The sequence below is a fragment of the Nitrosomonas sp. Nm166 genome, from assembly GCF_900112825.1.
GTDB lineage: Bacteria > Pseudomonadota > Gammaproteobacteria > Burkholderiales > Nitrosomonadaceae > Nitrosomonas.
The window spans coordinates 17,117-35,455 of sequence record NZ_FONE01000002.1; the positions used below are offsets into that span (position 1 = coordinate 17,117).

Genomic DNA, 18,339 nt, shown 5'->3' on the forward strand with positions numbered 1-18,339 from the left:
TTGCTCATCATTGAGAATTCGAGTAAGAAATTGAAAAATTTATACGAAGAAATTCACGACAATGTGAAGCGTGCCTTGGCCGAAGATATTGACACGGGCGACCTGACAGCATTATTGATTCCAGAGGATAAAGCGTTAAGCGCATCAGTAATCAGTAGAGAAGGCGCAGTTTTGTGCGGAGTACGATGGTTTGAAGCTTGTTTTCTGGCGCTCGCACCAGAAATGAAGTTTGACTGGTTTGCCAAGGATGGGGATTTGGTGCAAGCAGGGCAAAGGCTTTGTGAAATCGAAGGGCATGCGCGAGCTTTATTATCCGCCGAACGCACCGCACTGAATTTTCTGCAAATGCTTTCTGCCGTAGCGACGCAAACCAGGCGTTTTGTGGATGCCATGGCAGGCACAAAAGCCGTTATCGTGGATACTCGCAAAACATTGCCAGGCTTGCGGCTGGCGCAAAAATATGCAGTGAAATGCGGCGGCGGCATTAATCATCGTTTTGGCCTGCATGACGGGATTTTGATCAAGGAAAATCATATTATCGCTGCAGGCGGCATTAAACGGGCATTGAAAAAAGCACAGGAAATCGCTCCACCCGGCGTTTTTATCCAAATTGAAGTGGAATCGTTGCAGGAATTACAGGAAGCGCTGACTGCCGGTGCTCAGATGGTGCTGCTGGATAATTTCACGTTAAGCGAGTTATCCGATGCTGTGGCACTAACCCGCCAGCACGCCGGTGAACGGGTTGTGCTGGAAGCATCCGGCAACATCACACTGGATAACGTGCGTAAGGTGGCTGAAACGGGTGTTGATCGAATTTCGATCGGTAGTTTAACCAAAAATATTCAAGCGATTGATTTGTCGATGCGATTTGCGTAAGCAAGTATGAGGTAGTACACGCTAATTACTTTTTTCCATCGTATTAATAAACGCATTCGCTTCATCGATCGAATGTTCCATCGAAGCAATCAGCGCCGATACATCCGATTTGATCGTGCCCAGCTCGTCTTTGAGTGAAGCGATAGCGCGTGCATTGAGATTATGTTTCAGAAACATGACCTGATCCCGGAAAACTCTGAGAATGGGTGCAATTTTGGTTTCCGCTTGCTTCATGGAGGCAATCAACTGACGGTAATGCGCCTGCGTGGTATCAAGCTTCCGTTGGCTGCTTTGTCTGAGCGAAGCATTGCTGTATTGCGTGATTTCCTGTTTCCATTCGGTAAATAAAGCTTCAGACACGCTTTCGATGTCCTCGATCCGGCTTCTGACTTCTTCGGCTTTGTTGACACTGGCTTCATAAGTTTCGTGCAGCCGTTTATAGGTGGCTTCAAGATCACCACCGCTGAAATGGGTGGCGGCGGTAAATTGCTCCAGCGCGGATTTGAATTGTTCTTTGGTTTCTTCCTGCGTGTCGCGCGCTTTCTCAACCCGGGATACCATCACATCGCGCTTCGGAATACCAATCTTCTCCAGCCCTTCAAGATACATCGTGGACATCGTGGCGCAAGCCGATAACATCAGAAGTATGGGAAGCGCGAGTAAGCGAGTTAGATGTTTCATGCGTGTATCTCCAATGATTGTTTTATTGCTAATCCAGTGTTATGACATTTGCTAGCGTAGCATACCGCGCTGTAATAACTGCCTGGCTACTTTTAAACCCCACAGGATCGGGTAGCGGCGCAACCTTGGTGTGATTTCTACGCTTACACCGGTATGCCGTTCTATTTTCCAGGCAGCGTATTCAACGCTGTTATTGAAGGTAAGGGTCGCTTTGGTTAATCGCAGGATCGACAGGATTTTTCCCTGCCAGCGGCGCAAACGCCAGCGCCAGAGTACTTGCTGTTGAGTCTCTGGGTTAATGAGGCAGCGATATTTTCCATTTTCTTGTTTTTCCAATAATCCTTCTAGCATCGGACAGGCTACTTCTGTCAAACGGATGAGCGCGCTGAGGTTGGCTTGTGCCAGATGGCGTGCGCGTGTATTTCGCTCGGCACGTAATTCAGCCGCATAAGTAAGCGTCAGGCAGCGTGTCCAGATTTCTTCAACATCGAATATACCGGCCTCGAGCGCTGCAACGCCTGATCTCAGAAAAGTGACGATAGAGTGTGCCAGTGCCGCATAAATACGTTCCCGCACGGCATCATCTCGGGCATAAAGCAGCCGTGAGGGTTGTGCAAAGCGCGCCCAGATATACGGATGAAACCAGTATTGCGCACCTCGCTCAAAATCCCGGGCAGAAATGACGGCGTATTTGGCACGTAGCGTTCTGTTCTGATGCGGTACTTCCAGATAGAAGACATTGGGTGACAACCAAGTGTTTAAATTGGCCAAATAGCGTTCGGAATAAGCTTTGTAGTAGCTATCAACAATCACGTACAGGTCGACAACGCCTTCATCCAGGCTGACATTCGAATGCAGGCAGGAGCCGTAAAGAATGACAGCATCCAGTGAGTCGCCGAAGCGCATCATAAGTGAATCTACCAAGGGAGCGAGATCAGGCGATACCGCCTTTTTGCTTTCCCAAGCAACTTCGTTAAGCAAGCGAATGGGTAACTGTTGTTTGGGGAATATGGGCTTGGGGTTATACATAATAAAAAAACAAGGTCCTATAATACTAAGAATGTGACGGGATCCGTTGCGGTAATCCGCAACGGATCCTGTGGGCGGGTCGATCGATACAATTCACCGTCGACAATATATTCATCATCCATCTGTAAAGTTAAAGAATGCGTGTTATGGCTATAGTAGCCGTCTTTTTCCTGCAATATCTGGCCGCCGCCAGATAGTAACGGCCACAGTGAGCGCCATAAGCGCTGATGGTGTTGATCGACCGCAGTGACATGTAACGGTGCGGGTTCCTTTCCCCAGTACGGGCGGATGTTGAGCAGCAGACAATCCAATGCACTGACCAGCGCAAACAAATAGGTGCCTTGATGAATCCGGCCATTGGCTTCCGTCATCGTCATTGTGACCGGCGCCCATTCACTTTGGCGGCGGCCAAAAACCATGCCGATGAGCGATCTCAGCATGATCAAAGCAGTAAAAATGCCGCCGGTGATGCCAATTTGCTTGACCGGGCTGCGCGAAAATTTTACGCCGCGCGCAACCAGTCCGACGGCAAAAAACATGCCGTAAATCGGTTTCATGCCATTTTGTTCGATACAAAGCACCGGGCGTTGCACCAGCTTAGGTGTTGATGGTTGTAACAGATAAGCACGTAAACGCCGCAAGGTTTGCTCAGGCTTGTCATGTACACCGAGATCCAGCGGCGTCATGTTGGTGGTGCCGCCCGGGATGGTCATCAGTACCGGCCATCCATCGAGCGCTAATGAAGTGAACAAATGGCCGAGTATCGCGTGCGTTGTGCCGTCACCCGCGACAATGACCAGTAAGTCAATGTCTGCTTGTATCAACCGGTCAATTGCAGTTTTGAAAGTAATGGCATCAGTGGCTTCACAGACAAGAATACCGGGTATTTCATCCAGTGCCTGCCAGATAGCTTGCTTGCGTTTACGCACCTGACCGCCCATGGGGTTGAGCAGACAGCCGACTCTGGCTGCCCCGGTTGTCAGGCGTTCAATTCGTGTTTGCAGCGTCATGAGTGGTGCGGTTTCAACGAGATAATAGGGGATAGGGTTTTCTGAGATTGATTGGGGGACGCGTAAATATTTTGACTGCCCATATCTTCCGGTCGCGCGCTGGATCAATATCCTGTAACCAGGATTTCAGTGATCCCTCTTTTTGCTTGGTTCTCCAGCCGATTATCAGGCGCCATATTAATATGGCCGTCGAGATCAAGTGCCAGAGAACGACTAGCAGCAGTCCGAAATCAGGCTGATCGGTTAACCATCCATAGCTAAGTAAAATAAGATTCGGATTGCGACGAGCGGTAATCAATCGGTTAAACGAGTCCAGCTTGTGCCAAATGAACATATCAAAGGGCGCCAGCCAAAGCTGGAATGCGCCTTCACACAGGCGCCCGCCGATATAGCCTAGTAACATCAGCCACATCAGCATATCCAGACTGGCAAGAGGGATTGATGTGCCTGCCAATCCAACTCCCCAAGCCAGATACCATAGGGGAGGATGGATAATATCCAGGCCGTGATCCAGTACATCTCCCAGTCGGCTTGAAGTCACCGTGACACGCGCCAGTTTTCCATCCACTGTGTCGAGAAAAGTCATTAACCAGCCCATTAACAGGCCGATGCCAAAAAGTCCAAACCAGAATGCGACCCCCGCCAGCACGGCAAAAACGACGCTGAGATAAGTGACGTGATTGGGCTGCCAGCCTCGGCGCACGCAATAATGGGTAGCCCAGAATGCTGGCACTGGCCAGAGCCATTTAGTGACTAGGTCGGTTACTCCTTTGTATGAGCCGGAAAACAATTCTTTTTCCAGCAGCCGACGATTAGCTTCGCTGATCGGCAGAAGGTAAGGCGGATCTTTCTTTTTCAGATTCTGCTGAACATCTATTTTCAGGTCTTTCAGGCCGATACGCGGAGTGGTCAATAATACGAATTTATAATTCTGGCTTTTATTATTATTAAGATTGCGAAGCAATCGCGATGCCTGATTACCATCAGTGCGTATGGCAGCGGGGCAATTTTCATTACTGTACAAAGCTATTTTTTTATCGATAGCAAGTAAGGCGCTGAGTACCCGTGCATCGAATAAAAAGTTAGCATTTAGAAATAACACAGCAGCACTGATAGGGATTTTTTCAACATCCTCGGTGAGCGTAATTTGCTTTTTAGCTTTGAGCATGCGCTGTAAGCGTTCGCGCCCTGTTAATCCCCAGATTCTGGTTTCACTTTCACCGAAAATATAAATATAGGTTGAAGTTGACATGTAGCAGTTATAATAGTTATTTGATTTTATGTCTGTAAATATTTTTCAGTTGAATGCAGTAGATCATAAATCACACTTAATCAGGAAAATTAGCCTACCTGTATGTCCGCATTGGCATATTTAATATGCTTTTTCTTTGGAGTAGCTAGAAAATAAGCAAAAGTTAGTGGTCCTACACGGCCAACGATCATCATAAATATAATGACAATCTCGCCTCCTACGCTCAATTGACCAGTCAATCCTCTGGACAAGCCAACAGTGCTGAGTGCTGATACTACTTCGAAAGCGATATCAATAAATGGTGCTTTCTCAATTATAGTCAGAATAAATATTCCAAGAAATATCATGATAATAGATACAGTAGTTAATGCCAACGCTTTCATGACTTGTGATTGCGGTATAGTGCGCTGCAGCACAACTACGTCATCTCTGCGACGAAGAAAGGCATAGGTAGTCATGATGAGAACCACAAAAGTACCTATTTTGAGACCACTGGCCGTACTTAACGAGCCTCCGCCGATGAACATCAACAAGATCATCAATGTTGTTGTGGCATTAGTCAACTCTTCTATGGCCAAAGTGTTAAAACCCGCTGTCCGAGGCGTTATCGCTTGGAACCATGCTGCTATTGCCTGATCAGCATGGGATAACAAGCCTAATGTTGCCGGATTTTGAGCCTCGAGAATCCATATCAAAACAAATGCGCAAAAATTTATGATCAGCGTGCTGATTAATACGAGCTTGGTATTAACGCTCAGCTTATGCCATCTTTTTTGTTTTCTTAGATCAATCAATACCAGAAAACCAATACCACCAATAATAATGAATGTTGTGATTATTAAATTAAGTGACAAATTGCCAGAATAGGGCATCAGGCTATTGCTATTTAACGCAAAGCCGGCATTATTAAATGCGGAGATTGTATAGAAAAAGGCATGGTAAGTAGCTTCACCAAAACTTAAGTCATCTAGCCAGGTTAAGGTAAGTAATACAAATCCAGCTAATTCGATCAACAGAGAATAAATCAGTACGTATTTTGCTGTATGCGTGACCTTTTCCAAACTGGTCTGATTAAATGCTTCTTGCGCAATTACTTGCTGGCCAATTCCCAATCTTGTACCCAGGCTTAATGCCGCAACAATCGCAAAAGTCATAAAACTCAATCCGCCTGTTTGAATGAGTAGCGCAATGACGATCTGGCCAAACAGGGTAAAGTGAGTGCCGGTGTCGAGAACGACCAAACCCGTAACCGTTACCGCTGAAGTTGCGGTAAATATGGACTGTAGCCAGCTGGTTTCCGCATGCGTAGCAAATGGCAGCTTTAATAACAGAGAGCCAATTGCAATAAGCAAAATAAATCCCAGGAATAATACCGCTGGCGGGCTGATATTAAATGTATTCTTTTTTGCTGTCCTTACTACTTTATAAGGTAAAACGTGGGGATCCCATAGCTTCATGATTACACTAGCCTGGGTGCAATTGTTTTAAGCGCGCTTAATGACCCTGCTAATACCAGAGAGTCACCTGCTTCCAAAACAAAGTTCAGCTTGATCAGCTTAAAAATGTCTTTTTTTCGTCTTACCAATAAAGGATCTATAGAATCTTTGGCTTCTCTTAACAATTCTTCAATTGAAATACTCTGACATTTCTCAGTTATTTTAATTTCAACTATATATAAACTTTGACCAATCGACATATATTGATTGACCATAGGGTAATTAAGCGATTGTGCTACCCTCATACCCATTTCTTCTTCAGGATGAATAATTCTGGAAACTCCAATCCTGGAGAGAATGGTGTGATGTGGTTTTGAAGTAGCCTTGGCCCAGATCTCTTTGACATTCATGTTCTTGAGCAGCAGTACACACAATATGCTGGCTTCCAGGCTTTCACCAATCGCTACTAAAGCGGCGTCGCAGGTTGTTATATTCAAATCCTTAAGCGCGTGCTCATCCGTTGCATCCGCTATTGCGGCAAGGGTCAGTTGATCCGCCATTTGGTTCACAATTTTTGCATTAATATCCACGCCAATTACAGAATGACCGAGACGCATCAATTCCAGCGATGCTGCTGAACCAAACCGACCTAAGCCTATTACTGCAAATTGTCCCATTTTTTCCTCGTATTGACTCAGCTTCAAGATTGCGTCTTCGTATATTGCCTTTAATGGAAGTCTGGATTAAACAGTTCTGCGTAACCATAAATTTGCCAGCAGGATCATGAGTAAACCTGGTACCAGGGCAATGAGTGCGGGGTTAAAGCGTAATATCAAGCCGGCATTTGCAATGATCTGATCCAGTAAGTAAACAGCGATACCGATCAGCGTGGCAAATACCAGCTTACTGCTTAAGCCGGTGCGAATCGATCCAAACACAAAGGGAATGGATAACAGCAGCATAGCAATTGTCATCAATGCACTGCCAATCTTTCTCCATAGCGCGAGTGCATACGAGTCTGCATCCTGACCAGTGCTGCGCAGGAATTCTACATGTCTTACCAATTCAAGCGGTGAAAGGCTTTCAGGTGGTTTGGTGAGGGTTAAAATATCTTCCGGATTAAGAAATGAAGACCAGTTCAACGAATTTACATGGGTTGCTGAAATCTGATCATCTTTAAATGTTCTGATGATGACATTGCTTAATGCCCAGATGTCGTCATCGATAATATCCGCAAATTGCGCCAGGATATGGGTGAGTAGGTAGCCTTCTTCATCTAATTGCAGGATTTCGATATCGGCTGCTTTTTTAGGATGTAGCATATGGCCAATACGCAGAATATTTTGTTCGTTACGGGTCCAGATTCCAAGATTCTTGCCTAATTCGGCACTTTGCTCCAGTGCGACGGCCCGGTGAGTAATGGCTTTTTGTTGCAGCTGGGGAGCTACAGATTGCTCTAAAACTGCAATGCTGAGCAGCAGTAAAATACCAACACTTAGAGGCGCTAAACTGATGCGCAAGGGAGAGATCCCGGCAACTCGCAAGGCGATTAATTCTGAATTGACTGCCAATTTTCCAAGTGCAATAACAGTGCCGAGCAGGGCAACAAAGGGTGCGATCTGAATAAATCTGCGCGGCAATAACATTGCTGTGTACAGGAAAGCATCTTTGACTCGATAGGTGCCTCTGCCGACATCGTCCAATTGATCCAATAAATCAAAAAAGCTGAATAAAGGAAGCAGAACCGCAGTGGCAATTATGAAGCCGATGAAAACTTGATAAGCGATATAGCGATAAATGATCATCATGAGATTCGCTTTCGCCCGGATAACAGAGCATAGAAAACAAGGGCTAGCATCATAAATAGATCCAGCCACCAGACGCCCGGTATGCTACCTACGACACCTTGCTCGACCCAGGTTTTAGCCAGTCCAGCCAAATTATAATAAGCAGCAAAGACTAAAGCTGCGATAAGATACATACGCTCTGTCTTGTCTTGGCGCGGCGTGATGCGAATAAATGTCACAGCGATTAAAGCCAGCAGGATGGTAGCGAGCGGACGCGAAATTCGCCATTGCAATTCTGCAATATCCCGCGGCTGATCAGATTCCCAAAGCGTTCTTGTGGCAGCTGCCTTGCGCCGGTAGTTAAGTACAAAATCATTATCAATAAAATAAGTCATATTCTTGAATGCGATGACATCATCGATACTGGCTGTACTACTGAGTCGATATATTACGCCGTCGGATAACTGAATGCTCGGTCTTGGTTCTGTTGTTGTTGGCTGAATCTGGCGAGCTTGTTTGGCGATGACAATTTCGCTGCCTTCCGGTTTCCGGATATAGTGAAAAATATTCTGCATTTGCTTGTCAACATCATTTTTGCTGCGCATATAGACAATCCTGCCGCTCTTTTCGCTACCGTAAAAACGCCCGGCCTGAAAGCGGTTGGTATTTAGTTCAGCTTCCGCCTGCGCATCCAGAATATAACTTTCCGCGTAGGCCCAGGGGCGTACATAGGATGACAGCATGCCGCTGACGATACCCACGGGTACTGCCACGGTCAGTACCGTGAACACAATGCGCGAGCTGCTCACGCCGCTAGCGCGAAGCACATTCAGTTCCTGATCTTTGTTGAGTCTGCCGAGGCCCATGATGACTGAAATATACAGCGCGATAGGGATTAATACTTCTAGTGCAATCAGGGTCTTCAGAAGCACGAGTTTGAGCAGACCGGCAACTCCCAATGATTCAGTGACAGCCCCGGCCAAAAGACGGGCGCTGCTGAAGCTGGCAAACAGACCAACCAGAATAAGGATTACTACCGTGAAAGGCAGTAATATTTCGCGTGCGATATACCGTTCAACTAATTTCATATGACTACTCGATCAGCATGAGGCTGAGAAGAGCGAATATCAGTGATAAGAGCAGGCGAGAATCATAATCGCTATAAATAGTTAGCTACTTTCTATTGAGTATCGATTCAGCAAGCACTAAATCCTCAATTTTATCGACATCTAAACCAGCGCATGGATCATCAAGCATAATCACCTGTATGTTTATCCCTGATTTTTCCGATATAGATGCCAGAGCTCTTTGTAGCGTTAAAAACCCGCATAAATACGAAAATACTGCTCTGAATCCAAGCACTTGTGCAACTAGTCTCCAAGGTCGTTTGCGCAAATCCTCGGCTTGCCGCCAGAATCTAACCAATGCCCGCCCTTGAGGATTAAAAGTGAACAAATTACAACCGCGAAATCCGCCATCGCGCAAATGGATGATAGTGCGCCTGGCACCAGGGAATGTAGCAGCGATAGCTTGCTCCCTGACCGCACCGACAGTGGCATCACACTGAGCTGCCAAGGAATCACGCAAAAAACTTTGCACCATAGCGGGTGTCAGCAACGCATGATCGGCAGTGGTTAATAGCACCGGCATATCATCAGGTATGTGATTAAGGGCGCTTTCAGCACTACGGCTGGGAGAGTCCAGATTCGGCAACCAACTGACCTCTCCTGAGGCAATGCGCTGCTTTAATTCCGGGCAATGAGTGAGCAGAGCTTCGGGCGGCCCGCAAAGTATAATGGTGGTAATCAGATCACAGTCGGCTAGCGTATCCAGAACCCGAATCACCATCGGAATGCCGCCAACAGGCGCAAAGGCTTTGCAAGCAGCGCCAGTATGCTGTGTGATAGGATCTTTGCTAGTACGGTCAGCAGCGAGAACTAGTGCTGCAAATCGTTTTGGTGTTGGATCGTTCACAATGTTTTTCCATAAATACGATAGCGCTTGTACTGTTCACTACCTATGCTGTCGAGAATGCTGCGCATGGCAACGTTATCTTCCAGTATCCATGACATCTCGACTTCCTGTATGCCGTGAGCGATTCCCGTTTGCCGTGGTGCATTGATGACTAGGCACGCCAATGCCAAACCCAATGGTGTATTATGAAATTGTTTGCGTACACCCATCAAGGGTATGCGTGCTGTCCGTATTTGATGATTTCTGATTCTTCTAGTCAGTTTGAGCCAACCAAACGGAAACAAGCTGCCATTTAATTCAGTTAACACTTCGTTGAGATTAGGCAGTCCCACCATAAATGCCGCGGGCTTACCATCGACTTCGGCAATTTGAATGAATTCATCAGGTAGCAACAGGCGTAGGCTAGCGCCCAATTCGGCAAATTCTTCTCGCGTAAACGGAATGAATCCCCAGTTTTTAGACCAGGCATCGTTAAAAATATCCCGCAGAGTTTCCATCTCTTCATCGAATTGATGACGTCGCAGGGTGCGTAATTTTATTTTGGAAGAAAACCGATTGATCAGCATTTGCATGACACGGGGTATTTCAAAATCGACCTTGATCTTATAAGCTAGTAAATCCTTGATGGGATGATATCCTTGTTCTTCTAACAAGCGGCCATACCAGCGTGGCGAATGTGGCATCATAATGGCTGGCGGTGTGTCAAAGCCGTCGACCAGGATACCGCATTCCTGATTGATAGAAAGATTAAACGGACCGCTGACATGACGAATCTGCCGGGAGGCGAGCCATGCTTCCGCATGCAACATTAGCGCAGCGCATACTTCCGCATCATCAATACATTCGAACAGACCAAAATGGCCACGCTCTATACCGTAGCGTTCCTGATGCAGCGAATCGATCTGCGCACTGATTCGTCCGACCGCTTGACCGTTTTGGTAAGCTACCCAGGCTTGCCATTCACCATGCTTAAAAAAAGGATTAAAGCGGGAGAAATGGAAACGCCGTTCCAGACGCAAAGGCGGTACCCACATCGGATCATTGGCATACACATGCCAAGGCACATCGATAAATTTTCCCATATCGCGATAAGACATCACCGGGCGTACAACTACGGCTTTGGAACCGGTCAGCTTATCTTGTTTGTTCATGGCAGGTGATAAGTGGATTGGCAGTGCATGATAACGATTATAGAATATCTCTTAACTCTGCTTAAGAGAAATGGAATCGAAGTATATTATGTCAGAAATGTTGATCCAATTAGTTAAGAAAGACCCGCTACAGGTTATATCTAGTGGGCCTTGATATGCTAGCAGTCAAACAAAACTTATAGGCGAGTATGTTTTAATAGATTATCTACAAGTGTATGGAAAACTTCTTTGGGATCTGGTTCTTTATGGAAGGACCCATCGGATGCTGACGACTGTTCTGCAACTGCACATTTTTCATCCGTGATTGTACGGCAGAAATCACAAAAATTATTCCAGTCGGTGTTGTAGCTGAGCAGACGATCTTGCGGAATAAAGACACGTAAGACTTCAAAATTATGCTGCATTTCGGGTAAGCGAGAGCAGAGGTACGAGTTGATATTTCTGGGCCAGCCTTTATGTTTCGGGTATAAAGCAGCCAGTTCTGTTTCAATCGTATAGCGAAAGTTATCAATCGCATTGGCGCGGCGTTTGCGATTAAGAATTTCAACAAATACAGCTATCAGACCTAGCAGACCAAACAAAACAAATGGCCATAAAGGCACGGTTTCGAAATATCTAGCGATTTGATCAATATTTTCGTTCAAGGTCGCCTCAATTTAAGTGCAATAGTAAATAAGAATAAATCCTTGGATCAGAAATGCCAGAAGCCTTACCTGAGTAAGACTTACTCTGAAGCAAAGAAATAGGCATTTTCTTCAGATCTCTTTTTGCTAATTGAAAAACTTAGTTAGTAATACAACATCAGCAAAAGCGCATATCTTGCCATAGTAAAACCTGGGTATCAATATTACCGAGCTTGTCGATTCAAGCATGCCAAGGACTCAGCGTGTAGGAAGAGATTAAAAATCTGGATTCCCAATTTGGGTTATTTTATTTATTGATTTTTGTGCTGATTGGGCTGGAATAGTTTTGAAAATCGCTTATTAGGCAATTTTAACGAAACAAGCGTTTATTTTTTTATACGCCGATAAGAGAATTGATCATGGATAAGAGAAACCTCTGCATGTCGAAGTGTTCTTGTCTGGTCTCAGCGGTGGCGGCGCGCAGCTTCGTGGAATGCGGTTATGCAGTCGATATCGTTGCTGTGCGTGGTCAGGGTTCGTTTCGTTCGGCGGTTCCATCTGGTGCAAGATTGTTCACGTTCGAGCCCTTTTTGGCTCGCCAAAACAGGCAAATCTGGTAACTGGATAATTAAGATCTCAGTTTAATTGTTACTTGCGAATCAATCAGGATATTTATACAATTTCAATTAGCCATCAGAGGCATTACTTTCTCCATAGTAAATTTTCCTATGGGCATAATGCAGTATGTGATACCGGTTATCTCACGCTAATTACCTGACCGGTTAGGCAAACTATTTAGTGCCAAGGGGAATCTGAACCCCGATATTTACACCATGAATACCATTGTTAACATTTACTCCGCCGCTGAATTTGAATTTCGTTCTATTATTTATGTGTGTGTAGTTTATTGTTCCGCCGCTTCCTGTTGTATTAACTATTGCACTGACACCATGTCCACTTGTACCTGAAAAACCACCACCGATCGAGTTCATCTGAGGTACTGTTCGGTCACTCGAAATATTGGTATCAAATGTTATAGTTCCATTCGAAATTTTGTGTGTGTAATTTATTATTCCATCACCTTTTATTAGGTTAATTGCTGCATTTGCACGATGTCCACTTACACTTGAAAAACCACTACCGATCGAGTTCATCTGAGTTGCTGTTCCGACACTCAAAATATTGGTATCAAATGTTATAGTTCCATTCGAATTCTTGTGTGTGTAATTTATTGTTCCATCAGATTTTATTAGGTTAATTGCTGCATTTGCACGATGTCCACTTACACTTGAAAAACTACTACCGATCGAGTTCATCTGAGAACCTGTTCCATCATTCGAAATATTGGTATCAACTGTTACAGTTCCACCTGGCCCAGATTCAATTGGAATGCGTATAATTTCGGCTTTTAAAGTATTAAAAATCAACAACAAACTTAAACCCAAAATTTTCATAGAGGTATTCATTTTTTAAACTTCCACCTAAAAACCAGACTTTAGATTTTCGACTCCATATAAAAAAATTACCTCAAAACAATAAACCAAGGCAATAAAAAGTTACAAGAAAACTTGACAGGATAGTAAATTGTTGCAACTTTACTAAATGCCTTTGTTCTTAAAAAATATTTATAAATTCTTACGAAGGTGATCTTTAGAAAGAGATTTTTATTTCACTTCTGGAGGACGTAACGAACACAAAAGAATATGCTAGTATTTCCAAGCAAATTATTAAGATAACATTTTTAGCTAAAGCGCAACCTCTAAAATAAATTGGCACATTTATTAAGTGACTGTTATCCACCGCATGAACAGATCGTTCATTATGGCTATCCAGCAACTAACCAAGATTTGAGATAAAAAAATGGATACTAGGTGGAAGCAGAAATCGAAGTCTCTCTAACCCGTTATCCTTTACAGGGATTCTTTCACCGAAGAACAAATGTCGTATTGAAAGTAGGGAAAGTACACACCCTAATAAAGTAATAATATAGGTCAGATTCTCATTCATATTGAATTACCAATAGCCTTACCATTCCCATTAAAATACCTCCGTTTTTACACGGGGGCTACAAATACATGCCATTGAAAACTAAAGGACAACTATAAAGGTTCTTTGCTTTTTCAACAATCAGCTAAATCCAATAAGCCACTTCCTTTATGAGCGCTACCGACGCAAGAACGGTATAGAGATGTGAGGCGTACTAGATGCCGCCAGATCAATCGCTACTTACATGGAAGATTATCGATGTATTGTGGATAAATCCACTGTTCCGGTTGGAACTGCTGACAAAGTAACCATGGTGTACGTGAAGGATTGACAAACCGGAATGTTCAGCATGAATTTGCTGTGGTATCTAATCCTGAGTTTCTGAAGGAGGGAGCTGCTGTCCATGACTGCGAGCGACCTGATCGCATTATCATCGGTACCCGGCAACGCCGGGCAGAGCAGCTGTTAAGAGAAGTATTTGCGCCCTTTAATCGTAATCGCGATAAGATTATGGTGATGGATGTGCGCAGTGCAGAATTGACGAAATATGTCGCTAACTGCTGGCACCAAAATCAGTTACATGAATGAGATGGCGAATCTGGCTGAGGAGCTAGGGGGATATCGAAGAGGTACGCAAGGGGGGCTACAGTGATCCTCGAATTGGTTATCATTACATTTATCCAGGCGCTGATTATGACGGAAACTGTTTCTCAAAAGATGTACAAGCTTTAATACATATTGCTGAAAACATCGGTTTTTATCCGAAGATTCTCAAAGCGGTGAAAGCACGCAATGACGAGCAAAAGAACGTGTTGTATCATAAGCTTTACCAATTTCTCGATGGAGATCTCAAAGGAGAACATTACCTTACGGGGATTAGCATTTAAACATAATACGGATGACGTGCGCGAAGCGCCGAGTTGTGTGCTGATGGAAGCTTTGTGAGCGGCTGGTGCAAAGGTGCAGGCATTTAACCTGAAGGCGATGTGCAAGGCTGAGTCTCTGTATGGTCAACGCAAAGATTTGCAATTAACTAAAACCCAGGAATCTGCGCTGATAAGTGTGGATGTACTCATGATCATTACTGAATGGCAAGAATTTCGCGTTCCTAATTTTGACAAGATTGCAGATATATTGAAATATCCTGTAATTTTTGATGGCAGGAATCTGTATAACCCTAACACTGTTGCAGCACATGGAATCGACTATTTTCCTATTGGAAGAGAATTGCCCAAATTCCACAATTGATTTTGCCCCATTACGGAGGAAACTCCGCCATTCTCTTTTCTTGAAAGCGAAGCGTGGCATAGATGACTATTTTTAAAGAATTCTTCATTACTGTTAGCAGTAATTTGTGAAGTTTTTAAGATATTCGCCACTCAGTTTCGGAAAGTGATAGCAACAGCTATTACTAAATTTGAATTGACCAGATACTGCTTATTGCGTTATTTTTATCTATTTTTTTGAATAGAATCACTTATATTTATATTGGTTACCAGTTTTATGACAAAATCATCTAAACACGCTGCTTTGCCTCAACCGGAAAGTTTTGAAGCGGCATCGGCTGAACTGGAAAAAATAGTGGCAGCGATGGAATCGGGTCAAATGTCATTGGAGGCTTCTCTCGCAGCGTATCAGCGCGGGGCCGAGTTATTGCAATATTGTCAAAATAAACTGCAAGGCGCACAACAACAGGTAAAAATACTTGAAGCAGATATGTTAAAAAATTTCACAAGACCTGATATTGATGAGTGTTGATTTCCAGAGCTGGGCCAGTAACTGTCAAGCGCGTATCGAAGCATTCCTTGATTCTCGACTACCGGCTAATGATTGTGTTCCCATGCGACTGCATAAAGCCATGCGCTATTCGGTGCTGGGCGGAGGAAAGCGGGTGCGCCCGCTGCTGTCTTTTGCCGCTGGAGAGCTTGCGTTTGTCGACATTGAGCGCGTGACGGTTGTAGCTGCGGCGGTGGAACTCATTCATGCCTATTCTTTGGTGCACGATGATTTACCATGTATGGATGATGATATCCTGCGACGCGGCAAGCCTACTTGTCATATAGAATTTGATGAAGCCACTGCATTGTTGACTGGGGATAGTTTGCAGACGTTAGCTTTTGAATTGTTGGCAGAAAAGCGTTTGGCTGACACACCAGAGACACAATTAGAGATGATCGCGCAACTGGCGCAGGCTTCCGGTTCGCGTGGTATGGCAGGGGGACAGGCATTTGATCTGGATAGTGTGGGCAAGACCTTAAGCCTGCCGGAGTTGGAGTTTATGCATGTTCATAAAACCGGTGCATTGATTCGTGCTGCGACCATGCTGGGAGCTCGCTGCAGTAGCCGCTTGGATGTTGATCAACTGGATAAATTAGATCATTTTGCTAAATGTGTCGGTTTGGCATTCCAGGTGGTCGATGATCTACTGGATATCGAAGCAACCACGGCCACGCTGGGAAAAACGGCTGGTAAAGATGCTGAAAACAATAAACCTACTTATGTCAGTATCCTAGGAATTAGTCAGGCACGCGAGTTGGCGGAGAAATTGCAACATGATGCCTATCAGGCCTTGGATGGTTTTGGTGATGACGCATTAAGATTACGCCAAGTAACTGATTTCATAATTAAACGTAAATTCTAAGTTTTTTCTCTATTATTTTTATTTCAGGCTCTGAATGTATCCACTGTTAGATACCATTAATTTACCCTCTCAGCTACGTAAACTGGATCAAAAGAAATTACCTCAGTTTGCCAGGGAATTACGTAATTTTCTTATTGAGTCGGTAGCAAAAACCGGTGGGCATTTGTCTTCCAATTTAGGTACGGTCGAATTAACTATCGCCCTGCATTATGTTTTTAATACACCGTATGATCAACTTGTTTGGGACGTGGGTCATCAAACTTATGCGCATAAAATTCTGACAGGGCGGCGAAATGGCATGAGTAAGCTACGCATGCAGGGTGGCATCGCCGGGTTTCCCCGTCGTGATGAAAGTGAATATGATGCATTTGGCACTGCACATTCGAGCACTTCAATCAGTGCTGCGTTGGGAATGGCAGTCGCTGCGCGATTAAACGGGAGTGACCGGCGTGCCATTGCTGTTATTGGTGATGGCGCCATGAGTGCGGGTATGGCGTTTGAGGCACTGAACAATGCAGGCGTAATGGACGCTAATTTGCTGGTTATTCTGAATGACAACGACATGTCGATATCACGCCCGGTTGGAGCGCTGAACAATTATTTAGCCAAGCTGATGTCGGGACGGTTTTATGCCACAGCACGACGTGCTGGCGAGAAAGTGCTGGGTGTGGTGCCACCCATGCTGGAACTCGCCAAACGGGCGGAAGAGCATGTGAAGGGGATGGTAACGCCAGGTACTTTGTTTGAAGAATTTGGATTTAACTATATTGGCCCAATTGATGGTCATGATCTGGATGTTCTCATTACAACGCTGAACAATATTAAATTCCTGGATGGTCCGCAGTTTCTGCATATAGTTACCCGTAAAGGGGCCGGTTACAAGGTAGCTGAGGAGGATCCCATTCTATATCATGGCGTTGGGAAGTTTGATCCACAAAAAGGTATTGTTGCTAATCTAAACACAAAACCTGCCTATACACAGGTATTCGGTGAATGGTTGTGTGATATGGCTGCGCAAGATTCTCGTTTAGTAGGCATCACCCCGGCAATGCGCGAAGGATCAGGATTGGTGCGATTTTCACAGGAATACCCTGAACGTTATTTTGATGTAGGTATTGCTGAGCAACATGCGGTTACATTTGCAGCAGGTGCGGCATGTGATGGATTAAAGCCGGTAGTGGCCATTTATTCAACCTTTTTGCAGCGTGCTTATGATCAATTGATTCATGATGTTGCTATTCAGAATCTGCCGGTTGTATTTGCCATTGATCGGGCTGGTTTGGTGGGAGCGGATGGACCAACGCATGCAGGGAGCTTTGATCTGTCTTATTTGCGCTGTATTCCCAATATGACCGTCATGGCACCGGCCGATGAAAATGAGTGTCGGCAGATGTTATATACCGCCTTTCAATTGGATACGCCATCAGCAGTGCGTTATCCAAGAGGAACCGGGCCGGGCGTGCAGGTACAAAAAGAGATGCAAGCGCTGCCCATCGGTCGAGGTGAAATCCGGCGCCAGGGGGAAAAGATTGCTTTACTGGCTTTTGGCAGTATGTTGGCGCCGTGCCTGGAAGCAGCAGAAGCGCTGAATGCAACAGTGGTGAATATGCGCTTTATTAAACCGCTAGATGATGATCTGGTGGCATCTCTGGCTGGCAGCCATGATTTGTTGGTGACTGTGGAAGAAAATACCGTGATCGGTGGGGCGGGCAGTGCTGTAATGGAATCACTCAACAGCCAGAGAATTGACGTCAGAGTGTTACAACTAGGGTTGCCTGACGTTTTTATAGATCAAGGTGATCATGCGCAAATGATTGCAGATTGCGGATTAGATAAAAATGGTATCGTTCAATCAGTGCAATCAATATTTTTCGAGTAATTTTGATGGGTCCT

The 18,339-nt window shown here is 44.9% G+C and carries 21 protein-coding genes; 9 read left to right on the top strand and 12 right to left on the bottom strand.

Annotated features, from left to right (window positions below; translation table 11 throughout):
• Nucleotides 1–30: 30 nt before the first annotated feature.
• Nucleotides 31–876 (top strand): carboxylating nicotinate-nucleotide diphosphorylase, encoded by an 846-nt coding sequence (nadC, locus tag BM021_RS00825; RefSeq protein WP_090717851.1) that lies wholly within the window; start codon nt 31–33, stop codon nt 874–876.
• Nucleotides 877–897: 21 nt separating this feature from the next.
• On the opposite strand, the gene BM021_RS00830 is transcribed toward nadC, so the two are convergent.
• From BM021_RS00830 to BM021_RS00875, 11 genes are all read right to left on the bottom strand, one after another.
• Nucleotides 898–1,557 (bottom strand): DUF2959 domain-containing protein, encoded by a 660-nt coding sequence (locus tag BM021_RS00830; RefSeq protein WP_090717603.1) that lies wholly within the window; start codon nt 1,555–1,557, stop codon nt 898–900.
• Nucleotides 1,558–1,608: 51 nt separating this feature from the next.
• Nucleotides 1,609–2,586, bottom strand: coding sequence for a hypothetical protein (locus tag BM021_RS15895; protein ID WP_256207706.1), 978 nt, complete (start codon nt 2,584–2,586; stop codon nt 1,609–1,611).
• A 17-nt stretch (nt 2,587–2,603) separates the two neighbouring features.
• Nucleotides 2,604–3,596, bottom strand: a complete 993-nt coding sequence (locus tag BM021_RS15900) for an acylglycerol kinase family protein (protein ID WP_256207707.1) — start codon at nt 3,594–3,596, stop codon at nt 2,604–2,606.
• Nucleotides 3,597–3,609: 13 nt separating this feature from the next.
• Complete coding sequence (locus tag BM021_RS00840; RefSeq protein ID WP_090717606.1) at nt 3,610–4,848, bottom strand: CDP-alcohol phosphatidyltransferase family protein; 1,239 nt, start codon at nt 4,846–4,848, stop codon at nt 3,610–3,612.
• Nucleotides 4,849–4,937: 89 nt separating this feature from the next.
• The gene (locus BM021_RS00845) at nt 4,938–6,305 is read right to left on the bottom strand and encodes a TrkH family potassium uptake protein (protein ID WP_090717608.1); all 1,368 of its coding nucleotides are present in this window, start codon (nt 6,303–6,305) and stop codon (nt 4,938–4,940) included.
• A 2-nt stretch (nt 6,306–6,307) separates the two neighbouring features.
• Nucleotides 6,308–6,961, bottom strand: coding sequence for a potassium channel family protein (locus tag BM021_RS00850; protein ID WP_090717611.1), 654 nt, complete (start codon nt 6,959–6,961; stop codon nt 6,308–6,310).
• A gap of 66 nt (nt 6,962–7,027) precedes the next feature.
• Nucleotides 7,028–8,092, bottom strand: a complete 1,065-nt coding sequence (lptG, locus tag BM021_RS00855) for an LPS export ABC transporter permease LptG (protein WP_177186264.1) — start codon at nt 8,090–8,092, stop codon at nt 7,028–7,030.
• Nucleotides 8,089–9,159, bottom strand: coding sequence for an LPS export ABC transporter permease LptF (gene lptF, locus BM021_RS00860; RefSeq protein WP_090717612.1), 1,071 nt, complete (start codon nt 9,157–9,159; stop codon nt 8,089–8,091). Before lptF ends, lptG begins: the two co-directional genes overlap by 4 nt.
• Before the next feature lie 85 nt (nt 9,160–9,244).
• Nucleotides 9,245–10,045 (bottom strand): nucleotidyltransferase family protein, encoded by an 801-nt coding sequence (locus BM021_RS00865; protein ID WP_256207708.1) that lies wholly within the window; start codon nt 10,043–10,045, stop codon nt 9,245–9,247.
• The gene (locus tag BM021_RS00870) at nt 10,042–11,196 is read right to left on the bottom strand and encodes a GNAT family protein (RefSeq protein ID WP_090717617.1); all 1,155 of its coding nucleotides are present in this window, start codon (nt 11,194–11,196) and stop codon (nt 10,042–10,044) included. The genes BM021_RS00865 and BM021_RS00870 overlap by 4 nt, the downstream gene beginning before the upstream one ends.
• 176 nt (nt 11,197–11,372) lie before the next feature.
• Nucleotides 11,373–11,840, bottom strand: coding sequence for a hypothetical protein (locus BM021_RS00875; RefSeq protein ID WP_090717621.1), 468 nt, complete (start codon nt 11,838–11,840; stop codon nt 11,373–11,375).
• 419 nt (nt 11,841–12,259) lie between these two features.
• Between BM021_RS00875 and BM021_RS15100 the strand changes: the two genes are divergently transcribed.
• Nucleotides 12,260–12,439 (top strand): hypothetical protein, encoded by a 180-nt coding sequence (locus BM021_RS15100; RefSeq protein ID WP_143074268.1) that lies wholly within the window; start codon nt 12,260–12,262, stop codon nt 12,437–12,439.
• Between the two features lie 171 nt (nt 12,440–12,610).
• Here BM021_RS15100 and BM021_RS00880 read toward each other — a convergent pair whose 3' ends face one another.
• On the bottom strand, nt 12,611–13,285 hold the full coding sequence (locus BM021_RS00880; protein WP_143074269.1) for a hypothetical protein: 675 nt from the start codon (nt 13,283–13,285) through the stop codon (nt 12,611–12,613).
• 764 nt (nt 13,286–14,049) lie between these two features.
• Between BM021_RS00880 and BM021_RS16525 the strand changes: the two genes are divergently transcribed.
• From BM021_RS16525 to dxs, 7 genes are all read left to right on the top strand, one after another.
• Nucleotides 14,050–14,136: a hypothetical protein gene (locus BM021_RS16525; RefSeq protein ID WP_218147789.1), complete on the top strand. Its 87-nt coding sequence runs from the start codon at nt 14,050–14,052 to the stop codon at nt 14,134–14,136.
• On the top strand, nt 14,133–14,393 hold the full coding sequence (locus BM021_RS15680; RefSeq protein WP_218147786.1) for a hypothetical protein: 261 nt from the start codon (nt 14,133–14,135) through the stop codon (nt 14,391–14,393). Before BM021_RS16525 ends, BM021_RS15680 begins: the two co-directional genes overlap by 4 nt.
• Nucleotides 14,394–14,479: 86 nt before the next feature.
• On the top strand, nt 14,480–14,692 hold the full coding sequence (locus BM021_RS16530) for a hypothetical protein (protein ID WP_371115975.1): 213 nt from the start codon (nt 14,480–14,482) through the stop codon (nt 14,690–14,692).
• A 73-nt stretch (nt 14,693–14,765) separates the two neighbouring features.
• Nucleotides 14,766–15,053, top strand: coding sequence for a UDP binding domain-containing protein (locus BM021_RS15690; RefSeq protein WP_218147787.1), 288 nt, complete (start codon nt 14,766–14,768; stop codon nt 15,051–15,053).
• 255 nt (nt 15,054–15,308) lie between these two features.
• Nucleotides 15,309–15,563 (top strand): exodeoxyribonuclease VII small subunit, encoded by a 255-nt coding sequence (locus tag BM021_RS00890; protein WP_090717627.1) that lies wholly within the window; start codon nt 15,309–15,311, stop codon nt 15,561–15,563.
• Nucleotides 15,553–16,446 carry a polyprenyl synthetase family protein gene (locus tag BM021_RS00895; RefSeq protein ID WP_090717630.1) on the top strand — a complete coding sequence of 298 codons (894 nt, stop codon included), beginning with the start codon at nt 15,553–15,555 and terminating at the stop codon, nt 16,444–16,446. Before BM021_RS00890 ends, BM021_RS00895 begins: the two co-directional genes overlap by 11 nt.
• A gap of 34 nt (nt 16,447–16,480) precedes the next feature.
• A complete protein-coding gene (dxs, locus tag BM021_RS00900) occupies nt 16,481–18,325 on the top strand; it encodes a 1-deoxy-D-xylulose-5-phosphate synthase (protein WP_090717634.1) in 1,845 nt (614 codons plus the stop codon).
• Nucleotides 18,326–18,339: the final 14 nt, after the last annotated feature.

What these genes read in the sequence shown, in the direction of transcription:
- BM021_RS00830 (WP_090717603.1), bottom strand. Translation starts at nt 1,557, where the DNA reads ATGAAACATCTAACTCGCTTACTCGCGCTTCCCATACTTCTGATGTTA.
- BM021_RS15895 (WP_256207706.1), bottom strand. Translation starts at nt 2,586, where the DNA reads ATGTATAACCCCAAGCCCATATTCCCCAAACAACAGTTACCCATTCGC.
- BM021_RS15900 (WP_256207707.1), bottom strand. Translation starts at nt 3,596, where the DNA reads ATGACGCTGCAAACACGAATTGAACGCCTGACAACCGGGGCAGCCAGA.
- BM021_RS00840 (WP_090717606.1), bottom strand. Translation starts at nt 4,848, where the DNA reads ATGTCAACTTCAACCTATATTTATATTTTCGGTGAAAGTGAAACCAGA.
- BM021_RS00845 (WP_090717608.1), bottom strand. Translation starts at nt 6,305, where the DNA reads ATGAAGCTATGGGATCCCCACGTTTTACCTTATAAAGTAGTAAGGACA.
- BM021_RS00850 (WP_090717611.1), bottom strand. Translation starts at nt 6,961, where the DNA reads ATGGGACAATTTGCAGTAATAGGCTTAGGTCGGTTTGGTTCAGCAGCA.
- lptG (WP_177186264.1), bottom strand. Translation starts at nt 8,092, where the DNA reads ATGATGATCATTTATCGCTATATCGCTTATCAAGTTTTCATCGGCTTC.
- lptF (WP_090717612.1), bottom strand. Translation starts at nt 9,159, where the DNA reads ATGAAATTAGTTGAACGGTATATCGCACGCGAAATATTACTGCCTTTC.
- BM021_RS00870 (WP_090717617.1), bottom strand. Translation starts at nt 11,196, where the DNA reads ATGAACAAACAAGATAAGCTGACCGGTTCCAAAGCCGTAGTTGTACGC.
- BM021_RS15100 (WP_143074268.1), top strand. Translation starts at nt 12,260, where the DNA reads ATGTCGAAGTGTTCTTGTCTGGTCTCAGCGGTGGCGGCGCGCAGCTTC.
- BM021_RS00880 (WP_143074269.1), bottom strand. Translation starts at nt 13,285, where the DNA reads ATGAATACCTCTATGAAAATTTTGGGTTTAAGTTTGTTGTTGATTTTT.
- BM021_RS16525 (WP_218147789.1), top strand. Translation starts at nt 14,050, where the DNA reads ATGGAAGATTATCGATGTATTGTGGATAAATCCACTGTTCCGGTTGGA.
- BM021_RS00890 (WP_090717627.1), top strand. Translation starts at nt 15,309, where the DNA reads ATGACAAAATCATCTAAACACGCTGCTTTGCCTCAACCGGAAAGTTTT.
- BM021_RS00895 (WP_090717630.1), top strand. Translation starts at nt 15,553, where the DNA reads ATGAGTGTTGATTTCCAGAGCTGGGCCAGTAACTGTCAAGCGCGTATC.
- dxs (WP_090717634.1), top strand. Translation starts at nt 16,481, where the DNA reads ATGTATCCACTGTTAGATACCATTAATTTACCCTCTCAGCTACGTAAA.